A 19,506-nucleotide genomic window follows, 5' to 3' on the forward strand; every position below is an offset into this window, starting at 1 on the left:
CGAAGCGCTTGGTGGAGGTGTTGCCCGGGACGGCGCGGATTCGGCCGTGAGAGTTTCCGGGGGCGTGCGTCCCGCTCGTCGGGCTAGTCGGGGGACTCGTCGATGGTACCGAAGATCACCGAGGAGACCTCCAGGTAGAGCTGTTCCGGGTACGGCATGAAGCCGACGTTGCGGAGCGCCTGTTTCTGGCCCGCGGATTCCATGACGAACTCGCCGTAGCCGAGGATGCGACCGGTCATGGAGCGGTTCAGGGCGATGTCGGTGACCTTGGCCAGGGGCATCATGGCCACGTTGCGGTTGAGGACGCCGTTGATCACCATGACGCGGTGTTCGGTGACGAGGAAGAACTCCACCGACCAGGCGATGACCTTCCAGACCAGGTAGCCGATGGCGATGAGCCACAGCCACCAGATCCAGGCGAGGCCGACGACCGCGCTGGCGGCGCCGCAGGCGACGAGGCCGGCGACGACGACGGCCACGGGGAGGAGCAGGACGGCGGGGTGGCGGCGGACGGCGATGACCCGTCCCTCGTAGGACATCAGGTACTTGTCGACGGTGCGCGACGAGGTGTCGTGCTGCACCATCATGTCCTGCAGATTCACGGCGGCGTCCTCGTCATGATCCGGGTTGGTTCAACGGTAACCGACGCGGCGGTCAGGTGCAGGAGGCCGCGCGGTAAGGGCCTTGGCCTTGATGGGGCGGGAATCGCGACTGATTATGGTCGGCATGGAGGGCGTTCGCGAGTTCGCGGTGGACGTGACGGTTCGGCCCATCTGGCGACTGTTGCTGAGGGGCCTCGGTGTGTATCTGCCGGGCTGGGAGATGCCGGTGGGTGCGCTGCGGGTGCGGGACGGCGCGGCGGACGGTTTCGGGCCGCCCGCCTATGTGGACGACGCCGGGTTCGGCGTCCAGGTCAGGGATCGGCGCAAGGGGCTTGAACCGGATAGGGAGATCTATGTGCGAGGGAAAGAGAACCCTAGTTTCGGGATCGTGGCGGCGGGTCCGGCGGCGGCGATCGGGAGTCGCGTGGTGGACGCCGGGGCGCTGATGCGGTTCGCGCGCAGGTTGACGTTCGAGGAGCTGTTCGACACCGGCGACGCGGATTCCGTCCCGTATGCGGTGCGGGGGGCGCGGGCGGTGGAGAACGCCGTGTTCCTTGACCGGGCGGCCGGGATCGGGTTGTGCGTCGAGGCCGATCCGGTGACGCGGGCCGTGGCGTGTCCGTTGTACGTGCGGCTCGGCGGGCCGTCGGAGCGGACCGTGCGGGTCTATGGGGTGGCCCAGCCGGTGAGGTCCCACAGCTGATGGGACGGCAGCCGCCGCAGCCGGACGGCGGCGGCCGCCGGGTCCCAGAGGTCTGCGTCGTTGTCCAGGGACTGTTCCGGGCTGAGCACGGCGCACAGAAGTTCGTCGCGGGTGCGGACGGCCATGAGCGGGCCTATCTGCGCGATGGCGCCGGTGCTTTCCGACAGGGTGCGCAGGAGGGCTTTGAGCGCGGCCTCGTCCTCGGGCGGGCGCGTGGGTTCGACGGGCGGGGCGCCGGGTTCGACGCGGGCCAGGCCGCGTCGGCTGGCGGTGCCGTTGCCGGGCAGGTCGGCGCCAGTGGAGATGAGCAGTGCGGTGAAAGCCCCTGAGAGGGCTTCGACGGGGCGCCCGCCGAGGAAGTATCGGCGACGTTCAGGAGAGCCGGGGGTGGGTTCGTCGGCTGTGCGGAACCGGACGTCCATCCCGCCCGCGCGGACGCATCGTTCGTAGATGTCGCCGAGGATGTCGTCGAGCTGTTCGTCGCGGGTCCAGAGGCGGCCCGTGGCGGTGACGGGACGGCCGCCCGAACGGCCCGTGAGCGCGGCCACGACGGTGCCGTCCAGCTCGCCCTCGGTGAACCGGAGGAGTTCGGCGACGACGTCCTCGACGTCCTCCAGCGTGCGGGTGAGGGCGCGTTGGAGTTCCAGGATCCGGGTGCCGCCGCGTTCGAGGTCGGCGAGCCTGTCGAGCGCGGCGTCGACCCTGCCCTCGATCGCGTCCGCGCCCGTCCGGGTGACGGCGCGTACGGACGTTTCCAGTTCGGTCAGCTTGCGGCGCAACGCGGTGAGGGTTATTCGTTGTTGTTCGAGGTCGTGGAGGCGTCCGGCCTGGGTCCGCAGGGAGTCGTCGGCTTGGTGGACGAGGCCCGCCAGTTCCTCGACCTGCCCCGTGTTCTGCCGGAGCCGGGTGTCGAGCGCGGGAAGCACATCCTGTTTCACGCGCGCCAGTTCGGCGGTGAGCCGTTCACCGACCGCGACCAGGACGTTGTTCTGCTTGGTGACCTGGTCGTTCATCGCCTCGATCCGGCGGGTGAAGGCGTCGGCCTGGTCCCGGCTCTGCCTGCCCGCGTACAGTTCGAGCGCCCCCACCACGACGCACATCACCACCAGGATGACCGTCGTCATGGGACTCCTCGCGCGTGACGGTGATTGCCGGAACGGGATTTGTTCGCGACCATAACTTACGATCACGCGCGCCGATCGCCACTTACGTAACCGACTGATCTCAGTGACCAGGCGGTTTCACCTGTCCTTCCTGTGCCATTCCGTAGCCGTGTTCGTGCGCTCGGTCACGGCTTTCAGACACAGCCCTCGAATTGCGGGACGGTCGGCGTCACCTTGAGGCCAACCGGAGCGAACCATTTGTCCAGCAGATGGGGTGCGGTGCGGTCCTGGAACATCTCCGTGATCGTCTTGTTGACCGCCTCGCAGCCCTCCACGTCGGCCTTGCTGATGCCGACACCGTACGGCTCGTCGGTGAACGGGGCGTTGACGATCCTGAGGCGGTGCTTCTGGAGGGACGCCTTGGCCGCGAGGCCCGCGAGGATCAGGTCGTCGGTGGAGACGGCGTCCAGGGTCCCGGCGGTGAGGGCGGTGAGGCAGTCGGTGTAGCCGTCCGCCTGGACGGGCAGCGCGGCGATGCCCTGCTCGTCGTGGACGCGCGGGAACGACACCGATCCGGGCACCTTGCACAGCTTGCGACCCGCCAGGTCGTGCACGTTCCGGATCTTGGACAGGTCGGGCTCGCGGACGAGAACGTCCTGGTGGGCGACGTAGTAGGGACCCGCGAACGCCACCCTCACCTTGCGTTCGGGTGTCACGGAGTAGCTGGCCACGACGAGGTCGACGTCGCCGTCCTCGATCATCTTCTCGCGCGTGGCGGACGTGACCTTCTTGAACGTGACGTCCGCCGCGGCGACGCCCAGCCGTTTCGCGATCTCGTACGCGATGTCGATGTCGAAGCCCTCGTAGGAGCCGTCGCCGGTGCGTTCGCCGACGCCGGGCTGGTCGGCGTTGACGCCGATGACCAGCGTGTCCTTGCGGGCCACCGAGGTCTCGCGCGCGTCGGCGACCCCGCACGCGGTGCCCGCGGCCACGACCGCGAGAAGCACGGCCACGGCGCGGAACGCGGTCACGGTCCGGAGGGCGGCGACGGTGCGCAGCGCGGTCACAGCGCGGAAGGCGACCATGGTGCGGAGCGCGCGGGGCCTCACTTCGACCACCGGTACTCCGCGAGGCGGGGGCGGACGCCGATGAGCACGAGCCCGGCGATCACGATGCCCGCGATCGGCAGGACGGCGTACCAGCCGCGCGTGCCGCCGTCGCCGTCGTCCACGGCCTCGTCGAACGCCTTCTGGTGGACGCGCGCCAGTTCTTGCAACGACTGGTCGTACCGGGCGAAGTCGGCCGCGGTCGCGCCGCGCGCGGCGACGGCCTGGTCGCGTTTCCCGCCGTGGACGAGGGCCCTCATCTGACTGTCGTTCGCCTGCACCTTCTGGTAGTTCTTCAGCACGTTGCTCAGCGCTTCCGCCAGCTGGGCGCGCCGTTTGTCGGACTCGGTGGGACGGTTCGCCTCCGTGCCGAGGAAACCGAGGAACGGTGCGCGTCCCGGCTCGAACTCCAGGTCTTTCTGCACGGCCGCGTTGTACTCGGTCAGGTTCCCGGCCTTCAGATACAGGACGGTCTGGGATTTGCTCAGGTAGACCTGCTCGTAGGCGTCGGCACGTTCGGGGTCGAGGAGGAACCGGGTCTCGTCGGCGGCGGCGCTGTTGCTGATTGCGCGCGTCCGGGACAGCGCCAGGATCGAGTCGAAGCCCTCCTCCTTGGCCTTGCGGAGATGGCTCGCCTGGCTGGAGAGCATCGTGGCCCCGATGGCGACGATTGCGAGGGTGATGAGCGTGGCCGCCGCCAGCGGCACGTTCAGCAGCCTGCGGAAACGCCTGGCCAGGTAGAGCTGGAAGATGGCCAGGACGGCGAGCAGCGCGACGCCCGTGGCGAGGATCCAGGTGCGGCCCGCGCGGACGGCCGACCGCTTGTCCTCGTAGGTGTGCCGGACGAGGGTGCCGTTGTCGAGCGTCAGGTTGTACGCCTTGGGCAGCAGGTCCAGCTTCATCAGGTCGGTGGCCTGCTGGTAGAGCTTGACGACCCGCTCCGACGGCGGCCCGGACGCGTGCCCGGACTGCTCGTCGAGCAGCAGCGCCTGCCCGGCGAAGCGCTCGTAGCGGCCGAGCGCGTCCAGGACGTCGCGGGCCGTGTTGTCCTCGGTGCGCTCGTCGGCGAGCTTGGCGGCCTTGAGGAGCGCGTCGCCCGCCTTCTGCCGGTTCACGTTGTAGCGGGCGAGGGCCTGCGCGCGTCCGCCGCCCGGCGCGGCGCCGATCAGCAGCGCGTTGGCGAGCTGCGCGTCCATGTCGGTGAGCTGGAAGTACAGGTCGCCGGTCGCGACGACCTGCGGGCCCGCGTCGTGCCCGATCACCCGGACGCCCTCGCGGGCGTTCGCGATCGCCCACCACCCGACCGCCAGCATCGCCACCAGCAGGACCGCCGTCGTCGCCGTCATCGCCCGTATGCGGGACGCGACGGTGCGCGGGAACAGCCGGGCCACGCCGGACGGGGCCGGTTCGGGCGTCCGCCACAGCCGGCCCGAGGACCGCCGCTGCGCGGGCCCCGCCGGGCCCCGCGGGGAAACGGCGGGCGGACCCGCCGAGGCTGTCTGCTCAACGGCCGTCATGTCGCCTCGCCTCGGATGAGCGTGATGGTGGTCCACGCGCCCACGTGGATCCGGTCGCCGTCGGAGACCCCGATCTCCACGTTGTTCGGGATCGGCTCCATCGAGCCGTTCAGGCACGTCCCGTTGGTGGAGCCGGGGTCGACGAGCGTCCAGGTGCCGTCCGGCTTGGCCAGCAGGACGGCGTGGACGTGGGAGATGCCGGGGTCCTCGGGCGGTTCGCGCAGGTCGATCTCCGGCGGGGTCTGCTGCGCCGAGCTGCGCCGCCCGATGCGGATCTCCCGCTCGGCGAGCGGGATCCGCCGTTCGGGCGCGTACGGCGGGAACGTGAGGGACGCCGAGTCCGGGCCCTCCTCGGCGATCACCGAGTTGTAGTAGTCGCGGTCGGCGGTGACGACCGCCGTCCAGACGGTCGCGGCGGCGGGCGCCGTCGGGACGGGCGGAGTCACGGGAGGCGGGCCGGTCGCGGGCGCCGAGGGAGTGGGTGCGGGCTGAGTCGGGGTCGGCGCAGGCGGAGTCGGTGGAGGCGGGGTGGGCGGAGGTGGAGGAGAGGGCGTGGACGGGTTGGCCGGTGCCGTCCGGGGCGTAGGCTTGCCGCCGCCGGTGGCGAAGTCGTAGCCGCACGCCTCACAGAAGCGGTCGGTGCCGGGCGTCCCGCAGTCGGGACACGGCGTCGGACCGGCCTGGGCGCTCGTCGTCCGCGCCTGCGACTGGGCCCGGTGGGACTGGGCCGCGCGCGGCTCGGACGCGCCCATGCCACCGCCGGACGGGGAGGCGGAGGCGGACGGGTCGATGCGCTCGCCGCACACGTCGCAGTAGTCGGACGCCTGCGACGTGTGGCCGTTGGGACAGCTCGCCATGCTCAGCCCTCGCCCCGGCGCGTGGTGACGGTCTCGTCCTTGCGCGTCCGGACCGTTTTGCTTGACCGGGTGTCCAGCTCCATCTCGTCGGCCTTGTTGACCTCACGCTTCAGCCGGACGGTGCCGGTCTCCAGGTCGACGACCTCCACGACGCGGCGCAGCATCGAGGTGATCTCCTCGTTGCCCGCCTCGTTCGCCAGCACCACGGCCCGGCCGAGCCGCGCCGTCGCGGTGTCGACATCGCCGTCCTTGCGGGCCTGGAGCCCCTCCTGGATGGCGGAGGCCAGCTCGGCCTGGCCCGTGTAGTGCGCCACCCGCGCGTTGATCCTGGTGGACTGGGCCTCGTCGTCCGTCCACTGGGCGAGGACGTTCGCGCTGGCCAGAACCTGCGCCTCCGCGCCCGGCGGGCCGGGGACGACCAGCTTCACCCACGCGGCGCGCAGCTCCTTGCCGATCTCGCCGGGCGGCACCTCCACGCAGATGTGGTAGTCGCGGGCCTCCTCGCCCCACGCGCCGAGCGGATAGTCGCCCGCCTGCGGCGCCGACTCGACGCGCTTGGCAGTCAGGTCCTCCACCGACGGCATGACCTGTTTCACGAAGCGGAGCCGCGCCGTCTGCGGCGTCCACACCCGCAGCGCGACGTCCGCGACGGTCTTGCCCATCGCCGCCTCCGTCATCGCCTGGAAGTCGGCGACGAGCCCGGCCGGGTCGGCGACGATGTCCACGGTGCCGAGCAGCGCGGAGGAGATCTTGCGCAGCTCGGCGACCTCCCAGTCGGTGCCGACGCCCCGGCAGTCGCACACGAACCGGCGCTCGCAGCGGGCCAGGACGGCGTCGAGCTGCTCGGGCGTCTCGTGCTGGTTCTTGCCGTCGGTCAGCAGGATCGCGTGCCGGATGCCGCCCTGGTCGTCGTCGAACAGCTCGTCGGCGAGCCGCAGCCACGACCCGATCGCGGTGCCGCCGGACGCCCCCAGCTTGTTCAACGCGACCTTGGCCTGTTCGCGGCTCTGCGGGGTCGCGGCGACGAGGCCGGGCCGCGCCGGGAACACCATCTTGGCGACGTTGGACCCGGACACGACCGCGAACTCCACGCCGTCGCGCAGCGTGTCGATCGCGACCTTCGCCGCGGCGACCGCCGCGCGCAGCTTCGTCTCGGGGTAGGACATCGAGCCCGAGGTGTCGATGATGATGACCTCGGACGCCCGGGTGGTCGGCGGAACCGGCGCGGCCCCCTCGGCGCCCTCCGCCGCGGTCGCCTCGACGGACACGATGGCGTGCACCTCGTGGCCGCCCTCGGGCAGGAACTTGTTCTGGTCGATCTTGACGGTGAAGTTCGGCTGGTCGCTCATCGGGGCTGCTCCGTGCTCGGCGTGGTGCTCTCATGGATGCGGCTCTGCGGGGCGGCGGGGGACGGAAGCGGGATGACGACGACCGTGATGTTGTCCCGGCCGCCCGCGTCGAGGGCGCGCCGGACGAGCGTCCGCGCCGCGCCGAGCGGATCGGCCCCGGGATCGGCCCCGGTCGCGTCGGCCGGGCCGGGTGCGTCGTCTGTCGGACGGTTCGGATCGGCCGCGTCGCCCGGGAGCGCGGGGTTCGGGAGTGCGGGGCTCGCGGTCAGCAGCGCGGCGAGGTCGCGGGCCTCGGGGAAGTAGTTCCACAGGCCGTCGCTGCACACCAGCAACGTGCCGGGACCCGTGGGACGGAACGACGCGACGTGCGGGTCGACCTGCCCGGCGTCGCCGCCGAGCCAGGCCGTGATGACATGCGCGTTCGGGTGCGCCTCGGCCTCGGCCTCGGTCAGCGAGCCCTCGGCCACCATGAACGCGGCCCAGGAGTCGTCGTCGGTGAGCCTGCGCGAGGGCCCCAGCTCCGCCATGTCGCCGGTGCTGACCTCGGCGGGGTCGGTGTCCCCGGACTGGCCGGCGGGGTCGTATTCCTCGGCGCCGTCCGCGGACAGCCAGTAGGCGCGGCTGTCGCCGACCCAGCCGACCGTCACCGTAGAGCCGCGCGTCACCGCTGACACGTACGTGCACGACGGCGCGTCGTTCGGTGACGTGGCCAGCGCCGCGACGGCGGCGGCGGCCTTCAACGCGGCCAGGCGGGTGGCGTCCTCGGGGTCCTCACCGGCGTCGATGCGCGCCACCAGCTCGGCGGCGCCCGTCTCGGCCGCCGCGTGGGACGCGTCGTCGGGACGCTGCGACGACCCGACGCCGTCGCACACCACGGCCGCGACTCCGGCGGCGTGCGCGGTGATGGCGAGGGCGTCCTCGTTGCGGCTGTACCGGCGGCCACGGTCGCTGGCGCCCGCCGCGACGACGGGACGCGTCCCGTTCCCGCCGCCCGCTGCGGAGACCTCGATCTCGATGTGGTCGCGTGCGGCTGGCTGGCGCAGCCCGCAGGACTCGCAGTAGCCCTCCGCGTCGATCGCCGTCCCGCCGCACCCCTGGCATGGGGGAGCGGACGGTTCGGCCACGGGCTCCGGGACGGGTTCGGCGGCCCGTTCCGGAGGCGGCGCGTCGACGAGGCGGTGCCCGCACTCCTCGCAGAAGATCTCGCCCGCGTACACGATCTCGCCGCACGCCGGGCAGGACAGCTCCGACGCCTTCGCGCCGTTCTGGCCGCCGTTCTGGTCGCCGTTCTGGGCCCCGGTCACAGCAGCGTCCTCGGACGGACGGCGTTTGCGGAGTCGACCAGCCTGCGGCATTCGTCCCGGTCGCGGGTGCGCCGTGCCATCTCCCGGTACGTCGACTCCAGGAGGCGGCGCAGCCGGGGCTCGGTGAGCGGCGTGCCGAGGACGGACCCGCCCCGCGCGCCGCCCGCCGCCCCCGGCCCGGACAACAGCCAGTCGAGCGCGGCCTCCAACACCTCCGCGGCGAGACGGTCGCGGCGTTCGGCGTCCAGGTCGAGGCCGGTGAGGCGGTCGCCCGCCGAGACGAGCTGCGCCGCCGTCAGCTCCACGGGATTGCGGCCGCGCACCACCGTCGCGACCGCCGCGACCTGCGCGGGCAGGAACCGGATCGAGATCGTCGGCACCGAGTCGAGCGCGGTGACCGCCGCCGCCCGGTCGCCCGCCGTCAGATGGACGCGGCCGAGGCCGAACGCCGTGTTGATGTAACTCTGGTCGGTGCGCCACACCATCTCGTACAGGCGGATCGCGTCGTACGGCGCCGTCCGCTCGCGGCAGTAGGCGAGGCCCAGCTTGGGCGCGGGCTCGCCGGGCAGCAGCCCGTAGAGCCGGTCGAAGCCGGGCTCGGCCTCCGCGACGCGGCCCCGCGCGAGGAGCCCGACCGCGCGGTACCAGTCGACCCGCCAGTCGGTGGGACGTTCGGCGGCCAGCTCGGCGAGCAGCTGGTCGGCCTCGTCCGCCGCGCCAAGCTCGATCTTCACGCGGGTGAGCGCCAGCCTGACCTCGGGCGTGCGCTCCGGCGCGTTCTTCACCGCCTCCACGACCTGCTCGGGCCCCAGCGCGCTCAGCCCGGACACGAACGCGGCGGCCGGGTCGGACCCGTCCGCCAACGGCACCGGCAGCGCGGCGGCGGCCACCGCGGGCGGGACGGGCGGCAGCGCCGACTCGTCGCCGTCGCCGCCCGCCATCCGGGTCGCGAACCGTTCGGGGCCGAACAGCCCGGAGGGGGAGGGACGGGGCGTCCCGTCGTCGGCGGCCAGGACCTCCCGCAGCACGCCGGTGAGCTGCTCGGCCATCTCCGCCGCGTCCTGGAACCGCTGCTCCGGGTCGTCGTGCGTCGCCCGCCGCAGGAAACGGTCGAACGACTCGAACCGCTGGAGGACCTGGACCTCCTCGCGGCGCGGCAGCGAGTTCGCGAACGCCCGGGTGAAACCCCGGAACGGGAAGCTCAACACGGCCAGCGACCGGCCGACCGTGTACAGGTCGGACGAGATGGACGGCCCGTCCGCCGCGATCTCGGGCGCCTGGTAGCCGACCGTGCCGTAGATCGCGCCGGTCTGGTCGTCCAGCCGCCGGACGCCGCCGAGGTCGATCAGCCGGAGCTGCTCCTCGGACTGGATCACGTTGTCCGGCTTGAAGTCGCAGTAGACGAGGCCCTGCGCGTGCAGGTACTCGAACGCGCGCAGCACTTCGAGCCCGTACGCGATGGCCTGCGCGAGCGGCAGATGCTTCTCGCCGGCGGGCTGCGGTTGCCGCAGCAGGATGTCCTTGAGCGACTGGCCGCCCACGTACTCCATGACGATGTAGCCGTCGCCGTCATGCTGGACGAAGTTGTAGATCTTGACGATGTTGGGGTGCTCGACCTCGGACAGGAAGGCCCGCTCGGCCGCCGCGGCCGCCATGGCGTCGGCGTCGCCGCTGTCCAGCAGGCCCTTCAGCACCACCCACCGGTCGTTGACGTTCCTGTCCTTGGCCAGGTAGACCCAGCCGAGGCCGCCGTGGGCGAGGCAGCCGAGGACGTCGTACTGCCCGCCGATGAGGTCGCCGGGTCCGAGCTTCGGCCGGAACGAGAACCTGGTGCGACACTTCGGGCAGAAACCCTCGGACCGTCCGGGCTGCCCGCCGCGCCCCCGGCCGACCGGATGGTCGCAGTTGCTACAGAACCGCTTGCCCTCCGCGACCTGCGGGTCGCTCATCACCGCTGTCGAGGGGTCGCGGTAGGGGACGCGCGGCACCTCGACCAGCCCGGCGCCGAGCATGCCCCGGCGGCCGGACCCGCGCCCCGACCCGGTGCGGGTGCTGCCCGTCCGCGTGGTCGCGCCGGAACCCGCCGTGCCCGCCGTGCCGGATCCCGCGCGCGAGGTGAGCTTGGTGTGGCTGGGCGGGGCACCGCACACGTCGCAGTAACCGTCCATGATCGTGCCGCCGCAGTTGGGCATGGGACACGAGTCGTCGGGCACGGCGACGGGCTGCCTCGGCGCGGGCACGCTCGGCGCCGGGCCGCTCGCCGGGGGGCTTCCGCAGATGGTGCAGTAGCCGTCCGAGATCGTCCCGGTGCAGCCCGGTTGCGCGCACGCGCCCGGTGTGGACGGGCCCGCCGGAGGCGGATTCGAGGCGGGGCCCGCTGCGGCGGCCACCCCGCACACGGAGCAGTACCCGCCCTCGATCGTTCCGCCGCAGCCCGGCTCGGTGCACCGGCTCATCGGTCAACTCCCTTCGCCCGCGAGTTGATGGCCTGCTGGTATCCGGCGAGCGCCACTGTCGCACTCCGGAGGTCGCAGGGGGACGTCCACAGCAGCTCGCGGGCCTGCTCGTGGATGCGGGCCAGCTCGGCGTCCTCGGCATGGCCGAGTCTCGCGGCCTTCGCGCGGTACCCCTCCAGGCGGCCGCGTAGTTCCTCGCGCCGGTCCAGCAGTCCGCTGATCACACCGGCGGCGTCCCGCGCCCGTTCGAGCGCGTCGTTCGCCGCCTTCTCCAGGTCGGCGACCCGCGCCGCCAGGTCGTTCCAAGCTCCGTCGCGCGCCGGACGGCCGACCGCGGTGAGACGGTCGGCCAGCGCGGCCGACGTCTCGGGCAGGTCGGGCAGCGCCGGGGCGACGATCTTGGCGAGCACCTCGTGGCGGGCCCGGCGCGCCGCCGCCTCCGCCTCGCGCAGCAGGTCCAGGACGGACGCGACGCCGCGGATCCGGTCGGCGAACCCGTCGCGCAACCGCTCCGCCTCTTCGAGGCCGCGCCGCACCTCGGCGATCCCGGTCCGGATCTCGTCGAGCCGGGTCGTGTCGACCTGGCCGTCGCGGGCCAGCGCCATCGGGTCGGCGCGCACCACGACGGCGACGGCGTCAAGGTCTGCGCGCAACCGATCAAGGTCGGGCTCCGCCCCGTCGAGAGACTCCAGCAGCTCCTCCGCCGCGCGCCGCTCCGCCTCCACCTCGGCGAGCCGCGACAGCAGTGCCGACCACACAGCGTCCAACGCCGCGACGGTTCGGGCGGCCTCCTCATACAGGGGCGTCATCCGCTCGACCGCTTCCCGCAGGGTCAGCCGCTCGCCGGACGGGACGGACAGCAGCGTCCGCCGCTCCAGCGGCACCTCCTCGGCGGGCAACTCGACCGACGGGCCAGCGAGCAACCGGGTCAATTCGGTGAGCTGCGCCTGCCCCGGCTTCGCGTGCCGGGACCGCAGCTCCTCCGCCGCGCCGAGCACGCGCCCGTACACGTCGAACAGCGTCCACAGCGACGCCACCCCCGCCCTGACCTCGGACTGGACGCGGCGGGTCTCGCCATCGAGGGACGCGCCATCGAGCAACTGGTAGCCATGGTGGGCCTCCAGTTCGAGCAAAGCCGCGCTGATGCGCTCACGCTCGTCCCGGAGCCGTGCCAGCGCTGCGTCCGCCTCGGCGCGGCTCATCGGAGGCTGGCCCACCCGCGCGTCAGCCAACACCGGACTCCGCTCGCCCCATGGTCGGCCCCCAATTCCCCCGGACAGAGCACATTTGGAGCCCAAGTTTTCCCCATCGAAGCCCGCGTTCTCAACCGCGATGCCGATCATGCGCCCCCATGGGCCCGGCCTGCGTCACGCGACTCTTTCCGAGTGCCGGGCGGAGGCTCACAAATGTCAGTGTTCGAACATACAATCGAACCATGGCGAACGTTGCGACGCACCCACAGACCGCGCCCACCACGAGCGCCGCGCTCACCGCGGCGGAGATCGCCGCCCTCGCGCTGTCGCTCGCGCACCTCGGCACCGGCCCGCAGGCCACCACCGCCCGCCGGGCCCTGCACACCCTCCTCGACGCCGCCCCCCACGACGACGTGGTCACCACCACGCTCGCCACCCTCACCACACCCCTCGACACCTCCACCTCCGACCGCGCCCGCGTGATCGCCGCCGCCATCACCGAGCACCGCGTCGTCCGCCTCTGCTACGGCGACGCCGCCGCCAACGTCACGATCCGCGAGGTCGAACCCGTCACCTGCCTCGTCCACCGCGACCACTGGTACCTCGTCGGCTGGTGCCGCATGCGCCGAGGCGTCCGCGCCTTCCGCTTCGACCGCATCCTCGCCGTCGAATCCACCGGCCTCCTGGCCCGCCACCGCCGCGCCGAGCGATACCTCCCGTTCCAGCGCCGGAAAGCCAGCTAGCTGGCTTTTTGGCGCGGCCCTCGTGTGGCTGGGGTTCAAGCATGGGGTCGGGGTCCGTGGCCACGGTCGCGGTTAGTGCCCGTGTTTATCTGGGGGGCGACCCCCAGACCCCCGGCTGCGCGGTTCGGGTCTCCTCACTGCGCTCGCAGAGCTCGCTCCGTTGCGGGGACGCGCCCGCGCGCGGGTGTGCCCGCTGCGCTCGCAGAGCTCGCTCCGCGTGCCCACCCGTGTTCCTGTGGCTGGGCTTAGAGCCCTGGGGTGGGGGTGTAGAAGGAGTTGACGGCGGGTTGGCCTGTGTAGTTGGGGCCTGCTGCGTCGTCGGCGCCTTGGTAGTGGTAGGGGAGTTCGATGATTTGGTGGCCGCGTAGGGAGATGAGGTGGCGGCGGGGGTCGTAGGTGAAGCCTGCCTGGCGTAGGGCTGTTATTAGGCGGCGTCCGTGCGGGGTGCCGTCTGGCAGGCGGACGCTTTGGGGGTCGAAGTTCGCGATTAGGAGGCCGTCCTTCGTTAGCCAGGACGCGGCGCGGGTGAGGGCGGCGAGTTTGTCGCCTATGTAGTGGAGACCGTGCACGCAGGTGATCAGGTCGGACGGGGTGTCCGGCTGCCAGGCTGTGATCGAGGCTGTGACCAGGCGGAGTGAGGGTGGGTGTGGGGCGGGGGTGAAGAAGTCGACCAGGTCGACGCCCACGATCTTCGCGGTGGTGGGGAGGGTCGGGGCCGCCTCGAACAGGGCTCGGGCCGAGCCGCAGCAGAGGTCGAGCCAGCTGCCGGGTCCGACCTGGGTGGGTATGTCGATGCCGAGTTCGCGCTGGTAGGAGGCGAGGGTGCGCTCGCGGTTCATGGCGCGGTTGGCCACGACCGGTGACTGTTCGAGCGTGGCATCGTCCAGGTGGGTCATGGGGGTGATTCTGCCTCAGGTCGTGGACCCATTATCTGGAGATGAAAGTGGATTCTATAGATGTGGGTGGGCGAGGGGTTTGTGGGGGTGTTCTGTGCTGACCGAAATAGTTACGGTCGTGACAGATATGGTCTGAGGGGCGCGATTGCGGGGACGGGTCGGAGGTCGTCGTGGAGAACGTTGTTCAGGTCTTGTCTTTCATCCAAGTCTAATGAATAGTTGAACCGCTCTCCGTCAGATGTGCGAAACGCCGTCGGCGTCGTCGCCGAGTCAGCCTGGTCTGGTGCCACGTGCTTCTGTTGTCATTGTTTCGCTGGTGTCGCCAGATAACGGGTTTGCTAGGGGATCCGTGTACGTAAAGGTGCTTGGTCCGGTCGAGATGGAGACGTTGTCCGGATACGTGACGACGCCGAAGTCGGTGAAGGTCAGGTCGCTGCTGGCCTATCTCGCCGCGTACCAGGGGAAGGCGGTCTCGCCGAGCCGAATCATTGAGGCGTTATGGTCGGGCGTTCCTCCTCGGACGGCATCGACGGCCCTTCACGTCCATATGTCGAAGCTTCGGAAATTCATTCGGGAATTCGGTGTTGACGCGGACTCCGTAATCACCACGGAAGTGTGCGGGTACCGGCTCGACCCGTCGAACTGCGAAGTTGACATCCACGTTCTTGAGCAGACGTTGGAGAAGTCCGCGCAACTCATCGCGATGGGGCGAGGGGAGCACGCCTCCGACACCCTTAAGGGCGCGATATCGCTCTGGCGCGGGCCCGCGTTCGAGGACCTCCGGGGGAATCCGACCTTCGAGATCATCGGTCGCCGGGTGGACGAGCAGCGCGTGTACGCCTGCGAGCAGCGGTTCGAGCTGGAGCTCCAGCTCGGCCATCACAAGGCGCTGATCAGGGAGATCTACTCGCAGCTCGACCGCTATGTGACGCAGGAGAACCTCTACGAGTACCTGCTCATCGCGCTCTACCGGAGCGGGCGGCAGGTCGACGCGTTGGAGGCCTACGGCAAGCTGCGCTGGGTCCTCGCCGAGGACCTCGGGGTCGAGCCCTCGCCGCGGCTGCGGCAGTTGCACCGGGCGATCCTCGATCACGACCCCTGTCTCGTCGGTCCGGGGCTGCCCGTGTTGCGCGCCGACGGCTGAGGCCCGTCGATACCTAGTGAGATCGCGTGGTCACTGGCCGGGCGATCTGTGTCACTTTGTGTTCTTGGAAGGTTACTTGTTGTGGGCGTTATTCGAGGCTTTAGTGGGGTGAGTAGTGGGTCTTATGGGGCGCGGACGGAGGTGGTTAAGGGGCATTGGGTAATGTTCTCCGAGGCCGGGGGAAAGGCGCCCGATAAACGGGCCCTTAACGGCCACGGGGTTCGATAGCGCGCGGGGACACGCGCTGACTGGGGGTTTACATTGATCGTCAGCATGCCTCATGACGCCCTGCTGGGCGCCGTCGTCACGGAATTCGATCACTCGACCGCGACCGAGGCCGACATCGCGGAACTCAAGGAACTCGTCTACCAGCACAAGATCGTCCGGCTCAGGGGACAGGAGCTCTCGACCGGTGCGTTCGTCGAGCTGGGTAAGAGGTTGGGTACGCCCGCCTCCTATTACGAGCCCATGTACCACCATCCTGAGAATGATCTGGTGTTCGTCTCGTCCAACCTTCCGGAGAACGGTAAGCAGATCGGGGTTCCGAAGACCGGGAAGTTCTGGCACTCGGACTACCAGTTCATGGCCGAGCCGTTCGGATTCACGCTGATCTATCCACAGGTTGTGCCGCAGAAGAACCGCGGCACCTACTTCATCGACCTCGGCAAGGCGTTCGAGGCGCTGCCGCAGGACCTCAAGGACGCCGCCGCCAGCGCCAGGGCGGTGCACAGCCCGCGCCGGTTCTTCAAGATCCGTCCGTCGGACGTCTACCGGCCGATCGGCGAGCTGATGGCGGAGATCGAGGCCAAGACGCCCGCCGTCACCCACAACGCCGTGACCAAGCACCCGCACACGGGCGAGGCGGTCCTGTACATCAGCGAGGGGTTCACCGTCGGGCTCACCGACGCGGAGGGCAAGGACCTCGATCCCGGTCTCCTCGACGCGCTGCTCACGGCCACCGGCCAGCGCGACACGACGTTCGAGCACCCCAACATCCACCTTCAGCGTTTCGACGCCGGAGACCTGTTGATCTGGGACAACCGGAGTCTCGTCCACCGCGCCCTGCACACGAACACCCCGGAGCCCGCGGTCTCGCACCGGGTGACCGTGTACGACGAGTACCCGTTCGACGCTTCGGTCGAGAACTGAACACCCACTCTCGCCACGGACACGGGGGGTCTCCATGAAGAAGTGTCCTTTTGACACCGCGTATTTCGACGATCCGTATTCGAGGTACGGGTCGCTCCGGGACGAGGCGCGGGTGCACCGCGTCTGGCTTCCCGAGGGCATCCCGGTGTGGCTGGTCACGCGGTACGAGGACGTCTACGCCGCGCTCAACGACAAGCGCCTCGTGCGCAACCGCAGGCACGCGAACGCCGACTACCACAGCGAACTGCTGCCGGAGGCGGTCCGTGACGGCAACCTGCACATGGAGGACGGCGACGTCCACACCCGCCTGCGCCGGTTCATGAACTTCGCGTTCATCCCGCGCCGCATCGCGGCGCTCCGGCCGCGGATGGAGCAGGTCGCCGACGACCTGCTGGAGAGGATCGCGGTCAAGGGCGGCGGCGACCTGATGGCGGACTTCGCCGAGCCGCTGCCCATCGCGATCATCGTGGACATTCTCGGGATCCCGCGCGACATGGAGGGCGACTTCCATGTGTGGAGCGACATGATCATGTGCGGGGTGATCGAGGACGCGCAGGCGGCCGGGGGCGCGCTGATCGAGTACACGTACCAGCTGATCGCCCGCAAGCGCTCCGACCCCGCCGACGACCTGCTCTCCCACTGGGTGCACGGCAAGGACGAGGAGGGGCGCGGCATGACCGACCACGAGATCGTCGGCATGACGTTCTTCCTGCTGCTCGGCGGCTACATCACCACCTTCGGCTCGTTCGGGACCGCCGTCCTCGGTCTGCTCACTCAGCCCGAGAAGGCCGCGCGGCTGCGGGAGCGGCCGGAACTGATGGGCGCGGCCGTCGAGGAGTTCCTCCGCTGGGACGGGTCCGCGCAGAACGCGATCCGCCGCTTCGCGATCGAGGAGATGGAGATCGGCGGGACGCTCATCCCCAAGGGAGACACGGTTCTGCTCTCTCTTGGCTCGGCCAACCGCGACCCGCGCAAGTTCCCCGACCCTGAGGAGCTGCGGTTCGACCGCGAGAACAGCGCACAGCATCTGACGTTCGGCAAGGGCGCGCACAACTGTCCCGGCAAGGAACTGGCCCGCGTCGAGCTGCGCGTGATGATCGCGAAACTGCTGGACCGGTTCCCCGATCTCGCGCTCGCCGTGCCCGCCGAGTCGATCACCTGGCGGCCGAACTACACCTTCCGAGCCCCGCGCGTCCTGCCCGTCACGGTGTGACCAGAGGTGATGACATGGCAACCAAATGCCCAGTACACCAGCGTGATGTTCCGTTCGATGCCGCGTTCTACGCCGACCCGTACCCGGTGTACTCCGCGCTTCGCGAGGACTCGCCCATCCACCGGGTGTGCCTGCCCGAGGGTCCTGAGGTTTGGCTGGTCACGCGTTATGACGACGTCACGAGGCTGCTGAACGACCGGCGGCTCGTCCGCAACGTCCGGCATGCGAAGGACTACAGGAACGAGGTGCTCCCCGACTTCGTCCGGGCGGGGAACCTGCACATGGAGGACGGCGAGATCCACACCCGGCTGCGCCGGTTCATGAACTTCGCGTTCACGCCCAAGCGCATCGAGGTGCTGCGGCCCTGGATCGTCGCGGAGACGACGCGGCTGCTGGACGAGATCGAGAAGGAGGGCGGCGGCGACCTCATGCAGACGCTCGCGGCGCCGCTGCCGATCGCCGTGACCGTCCAGTTGCTCGGAATCCCCGACGACATGACCGCCCCGTACCGCGAGTGGAGCGACGCCCTGCTCGGCGGGGTGCTCGCCAACGCCCAGGCGGCGGGCCAGTCGCTCATCGAGTTCGTCTACCGGCTGGTGGAGCGCAAGCGCGAGCAGCCGGACGACGACCTGATGTCGCACTGGATCCACAGCGTCGACGAGGAGGGCGAGCACCTGACCGAGCAGGAGATCGTCGGCATGGCGTTCTTCCTGGTCATCGGCGGCTACGACACGACCGTCGGGTCGATCGGCAGCAGCCTGCTGGCCCTGCTCACCCAGCCCGACCAGGCCCGGCGGCTCCGCGACGATCCCGCGCTGATCCCGGACGCCGTCGAGGAACTGCTGCGCTGGGACGGCTCCGCGCACAACGCCTTCCGCCGGTTCGCCATCGAGGACATGGAGATCGCCGGGACGCGGATCGAGAAGGGCGAGACGGTGATCCTCAGCATCGCCTCGGCCAACCGCGACCCGGAGCGCTTCCCGGAGCCGGACGTGCTCGACTTCGACCGCGAGGACAAGCAGCACTGGTCGTTCGGTCGCGGCGCGCACCACTGCCCCGGCAAGGAGCTGGCGCGGATCGAGATGCAGATCATGCTGGACATGCTGCTGCGACGCTTCCCCGGGATGGCTCTCGCGGACGTCGAGGAGCAGATCCAGTGGCGGCCGAACTACCTGATCCGGTCACCGCGCAAGATCGTGGTGACGGTGTGATGCGGGGCGCCGACCATGAGCGTTGACCTCACCGAGGGCGTGACCTTCGAGACCGACCGGGAGCTGCTGCCGCTGGTGCTGCGGCCCTACCGCGACCACTGCAAGTACATGCGGTCCGCGGTCGTGGCCGTGGAGCCGCCGGGGCGGCCGACCGTCTCCGGTGACTTCGCGATCGGCGACTCCTGCTACATCGACGACACCGGGCACTTCAACGCCGTCGAGTTCAACATCTGCTACAACCAGCTGGCCTACTACCTGATCGCCAAGTCGGTGAAGGAGCGGCTGATCCCGGTGCTCGGGGAGTGGGAGCTGGACGACTTCTGGCGGCACCAGCTCCCCAACATCCTGATCACCAGTTTCCGTAGCCGGTTCAAGCAGAGGATGCGCGGCAAACGGTTCTTCGGAAGCGTGTCGCTCACCGACTCCGTCCGGTTGGAGAAGTCCGACCGCTGGGACCCGCTGGTCGTGCTGCACACGGTGTGCCGGTTCTGGGACGAGACGGGCGGCCGGAGCAGCGGCGACGTGCGGCTCGCCATCACGGACTCGGCACGATGACGGAACGTCCCAACGCCGCCTCGCGCCTGGGGCGGCTGCCACGGTCGGAGCGGCGCGGCGCCCTGGAGGCCCTGGTGGTCCAGGAGTTCAGGGGCGCCCTGCTGATGTCCGACGACGACGTCCTTCCCCTCGACGAGAACTACTTCGATCTCGGGCTGACGTCGCTGACAGCGTCCGCGGTGAGGCAGCGGCTCGAAGAGGAGCTGGACTGCGAGCTCGACACGGCGGCGATGTTCGGTGCGGCGACGGTGCGGGACGTCATCGAGCATCTCGCCGCGGCCGTGCTGCCGGAGCTGGCCGCGCCGTCCGCGTCCGACCGTGGGGGGCCGGACCACCGTCAGCAGGTCAACGATCTGATCGCGGACCTGTACGGATCCTGAGCCGTGTCAGCCCGCCGCCCGTCCC

Annotated in this window: 18 protein-coding genes; 8 read left to right on the forward strand and 10 right to left on the reverse strand. The window is 70.3% G+C overall.

Going from position 1 to position 19,506, the window contains the following annotated elements; genetic code table 11:
• Positions 1-83: 83 nt before the first annotated feature.
• Positions 84-602: a PH domain-containing protein gene (locus tag ABD808_RS10040; RefSeq protein ID WP_344893414.1), complete on the reverse strand. Its 519-nt coding sequence runs from the start codon at positions 600-602 to the stop codon at positions 84-86.
• A gap of 124 nt (positions 603-726) precedes the next feature.
• Between ABD808_RS10040 and ABD808_RS10045 the strand changes: the two genes are divergently transcribed.
• The gene (locus ABD808_RS10045; RefSeq protein ID WP_344893417.1) at positions 727-1,305 is read left to right on the forward strand and encodes a hypothetical protein; all 579 of its coding nucleotides are present in this window, start codon (positions 727-729) and stop codon (positions 1,303-1,305) included.
• On the opposite strand, the gene ABD808_RS10050 is transcribed toward ABD808_RS10045, so the two are convergent.
• The 8 genes from ABD808_RS10050 to ABD808_RS10085 form a co-directional block, all read right to left on the reverse strand.
• A complete protein-coding gene (locus ABD808_RS10050) occupies positions 1,269-2,429 on the reverse strand; it encodes a hypothetical protein (protein ID WP_344893419.1) in 1,161 nt (386 codons plus the stop codon). The genes ABD808_RS10045 and ABD808_RS10050 overlap by 37 nt on opposite strands.
• 173 nt (positions 2,430-2,602) lie before the next feature.
• Positions 2,603-3,526, reverse strand: coding sequence for a glutamate ABC transporter substrate-binding protein (locus ABD808_RS10055; protein ID WP_344893422.1), 924 nt, complete (start codon positions 3,524-3,526; stop codon positions 2,603-2,605).
• Positions 3,514-5,031 (reverse strand): hypothetical protein, encoded by a 1,518-nt coding sequence (locus tag ABD808_RS10060; RefSeq protein WP_344893425.1) that lies wholly within the window; start codon positions 5,029-5,031, stop codon positions 3,514-3,516. Before ABD808_RS10060 ends, ABD808_RS10055 begins: the two co-directional genes overlap by 13 nt.
• Complete coding sequence (locus ABD808_RS10065) at positions 5,028-5,888, reverse strand: FHA domain-containing protein (protein WP_344893428.1); 861 nt, start codon at positions 5,886-5,888, stop codon at positions 5,028-5,030. The genes ABD808_RS10060 and ABD808_RS10065 overlap by 4 nt, the downstream gene beginning before the upstream one ends.
• Before the next feature lie 2 nt (positions 5,889-5,890).
• A complete protein-coding gene (locus tag ABD808_RS10070) occupies positions 5,891-7,237 on the reverse strand; it encodes a vWA domain-containing protein (protein WP_344893431.1) in 1,347 nt (448 codons plus the stop codon).
• Positions 7,234-8,541 carry a protein phosphatase 2C domain-containing protein gene (locus tag ABD808_RS10075; protein WP_344893434.1) on the reverse strand — a complete coding sequence of 436 codons (1,308 nt, stop codon included), beginning with the start codon at positions 8,539-8,541 and terminating at the stop codon, positions 7,234-7,236. The genes ABD808_RS10070 and ABD808_RS10075 overlap by 4 nt, the downstream gene beginning before the upstream one ends.
• A complete protein-coding gene (locus tag ABD808_RS10080; RefSeq protein ID WP_344893436.1) occupies positions 8,538-10,997 on the reverse strand; it encodes a serine/threonine-protein kinase in 2,460 nt (819 codons plus the stop codon). The genes ABD808_RS10075 and ABD808_RS10080 overlap by 4 nt, the downstream gene beginning before the upstream one ends.
• Positions 10,994-12,199 carry a hypothetical protein gene (locus ABD808_RS10085; protein ID WP_344893439.1) on the reverse strand — a complete coding sequence of 402 codons (1,206 nt, stop codon included), beginning with the start codon at positions 12,197-12,199 and terminating at the stop codon, positions 10,994-10,996. The genes ABD808_RS10080 and ABD808_RS10085 overlap by 4 nt, the downstream gene beginning before the upstream one ends.
• Before the next feature lie 233 nt (positions 12,200-12,432).
• Here ABD808_RS10085 and ABD808_RS10090 point away from each other — a divergent pair, with 233 nt between their 5' ends.
• Positions 12,433-12,933 carry a helix-turn-helix transcriptional regulator gene (locus tag ABD808_RS10090; protein WP_344893442.1) on the forward strand — a complete coding sequence of 167 codons (501 nt, stop codon included), beginning with the start codon at positions 12,433-12,435 and terminating at the stop codon, positions 12,931-12,933.
• A 245-nt stretch (positions 12,934-13,178) separates the two neighbouring features.
• Here ABD808_RS10090 and ABD808_RS10095 read toward each other — a convergent pair whose 3' ends face one another.
• Positions 13,179-13,829 (reverse strand): class I SAM-dependent methyltransferase, encoded by a 651-nt coding sequence (locus ABD808_RS10095; RefSeq protein ID WP_344893445.1) that lies wholly within the window; start codon positions 13,827-13,829, stop codon positions 13,179-13,181.
• 349 nt (positions 13,830-14,178) lie between these two features.
• Between ABD808_RS10095 and ABD808_RS10100 the strand changes: the two genes are divergently transcribed.
• From ABD808_RS10100 to ABD808_RS10125, 6 genes are all read left to right on the forward strand, one after another.
• The gene (locus tag ABD808_RS10100; protein WP_344893447.1) at positions 14,179-14,973 is read left to right on the forward strand and encodes an AfsR/SARP family transcriptional regulator; all 795 of its coding nucleotides are present in this window, start codon (positions 14,179-14,181) and stop codon (positions 14,971-14,973) included.
• Positions 14,974-15,246: 273 nt separating this feature from the next.
• On the forward strand, positions 15,247-16,122 hold the full coding sequence (scoE, locus tag ABD808_RS10105) for a (3R)-3-[(carboxymethyl)amino]fatty acid oxygenase/decarboxylase (RefSeq protein ID WP_344893449.1): 876 nt from the start codon (positions 15,247-15,249) through the stop codon (positions 16,120-16,122).
• Between the two features lie 34 nt (positions 16,123-16,156).
• Entirely contained in the window at positions 16,157-17,335 is a 1,179-nt protein-coding gene (locus ABD808_RS10110; protein WP_344893452.1) for a cytochrome P450 family protein, read from the forward strand.
• Positions 17,336-17,349: 14 nt separating this feature from the next.
• Entirely contained in the window at positions 17,350-18,546 is a 1,197-nt protein-coding gene (locus ABD808_RS10115; protein ID WP_344893455.1) for a cytochrome P450 family protein, read from the forward strand.
• Positions 18,547-18,561: 15 nt separating this feature from the next.
• Complete coding sequence (locus ABD808_RS10120) at positions 18,562-19,101, forward strand: FcoT family thioesterase (protein WP_344893458.1); 540 nt, start codon at positions 18,562-18,564, stop codon at positions 19,099-19,101.
• Positions 19,098-19,481 (forward strand): acyl carrier protein, encoded by a 384-nt coding sequence (locus ABD808_RS10125; protein ID WP_344893461.1) that lies wholly within the window; start codon positions 19,098-19,100, stop codon positions 19,479-19,481. Before ABD808_RS10120 ends, ABD808_RS10125 begins: the two co-directional genes overlap by 4 nt.
• The last annotated feature ends 25 nt before the right edge of the window (positions 19,482-19,506 follow it).

Source organism: Actinomadura meridiana (assembly GCF_039537545.1).
Taxonomy (GTDB): domain Bacteria; phylum Actinomycetota; class Actinomycetes; order Streptosporangiales; family Streptosporangiaceae; genus Spirillospora; species Spirillospora meridiana.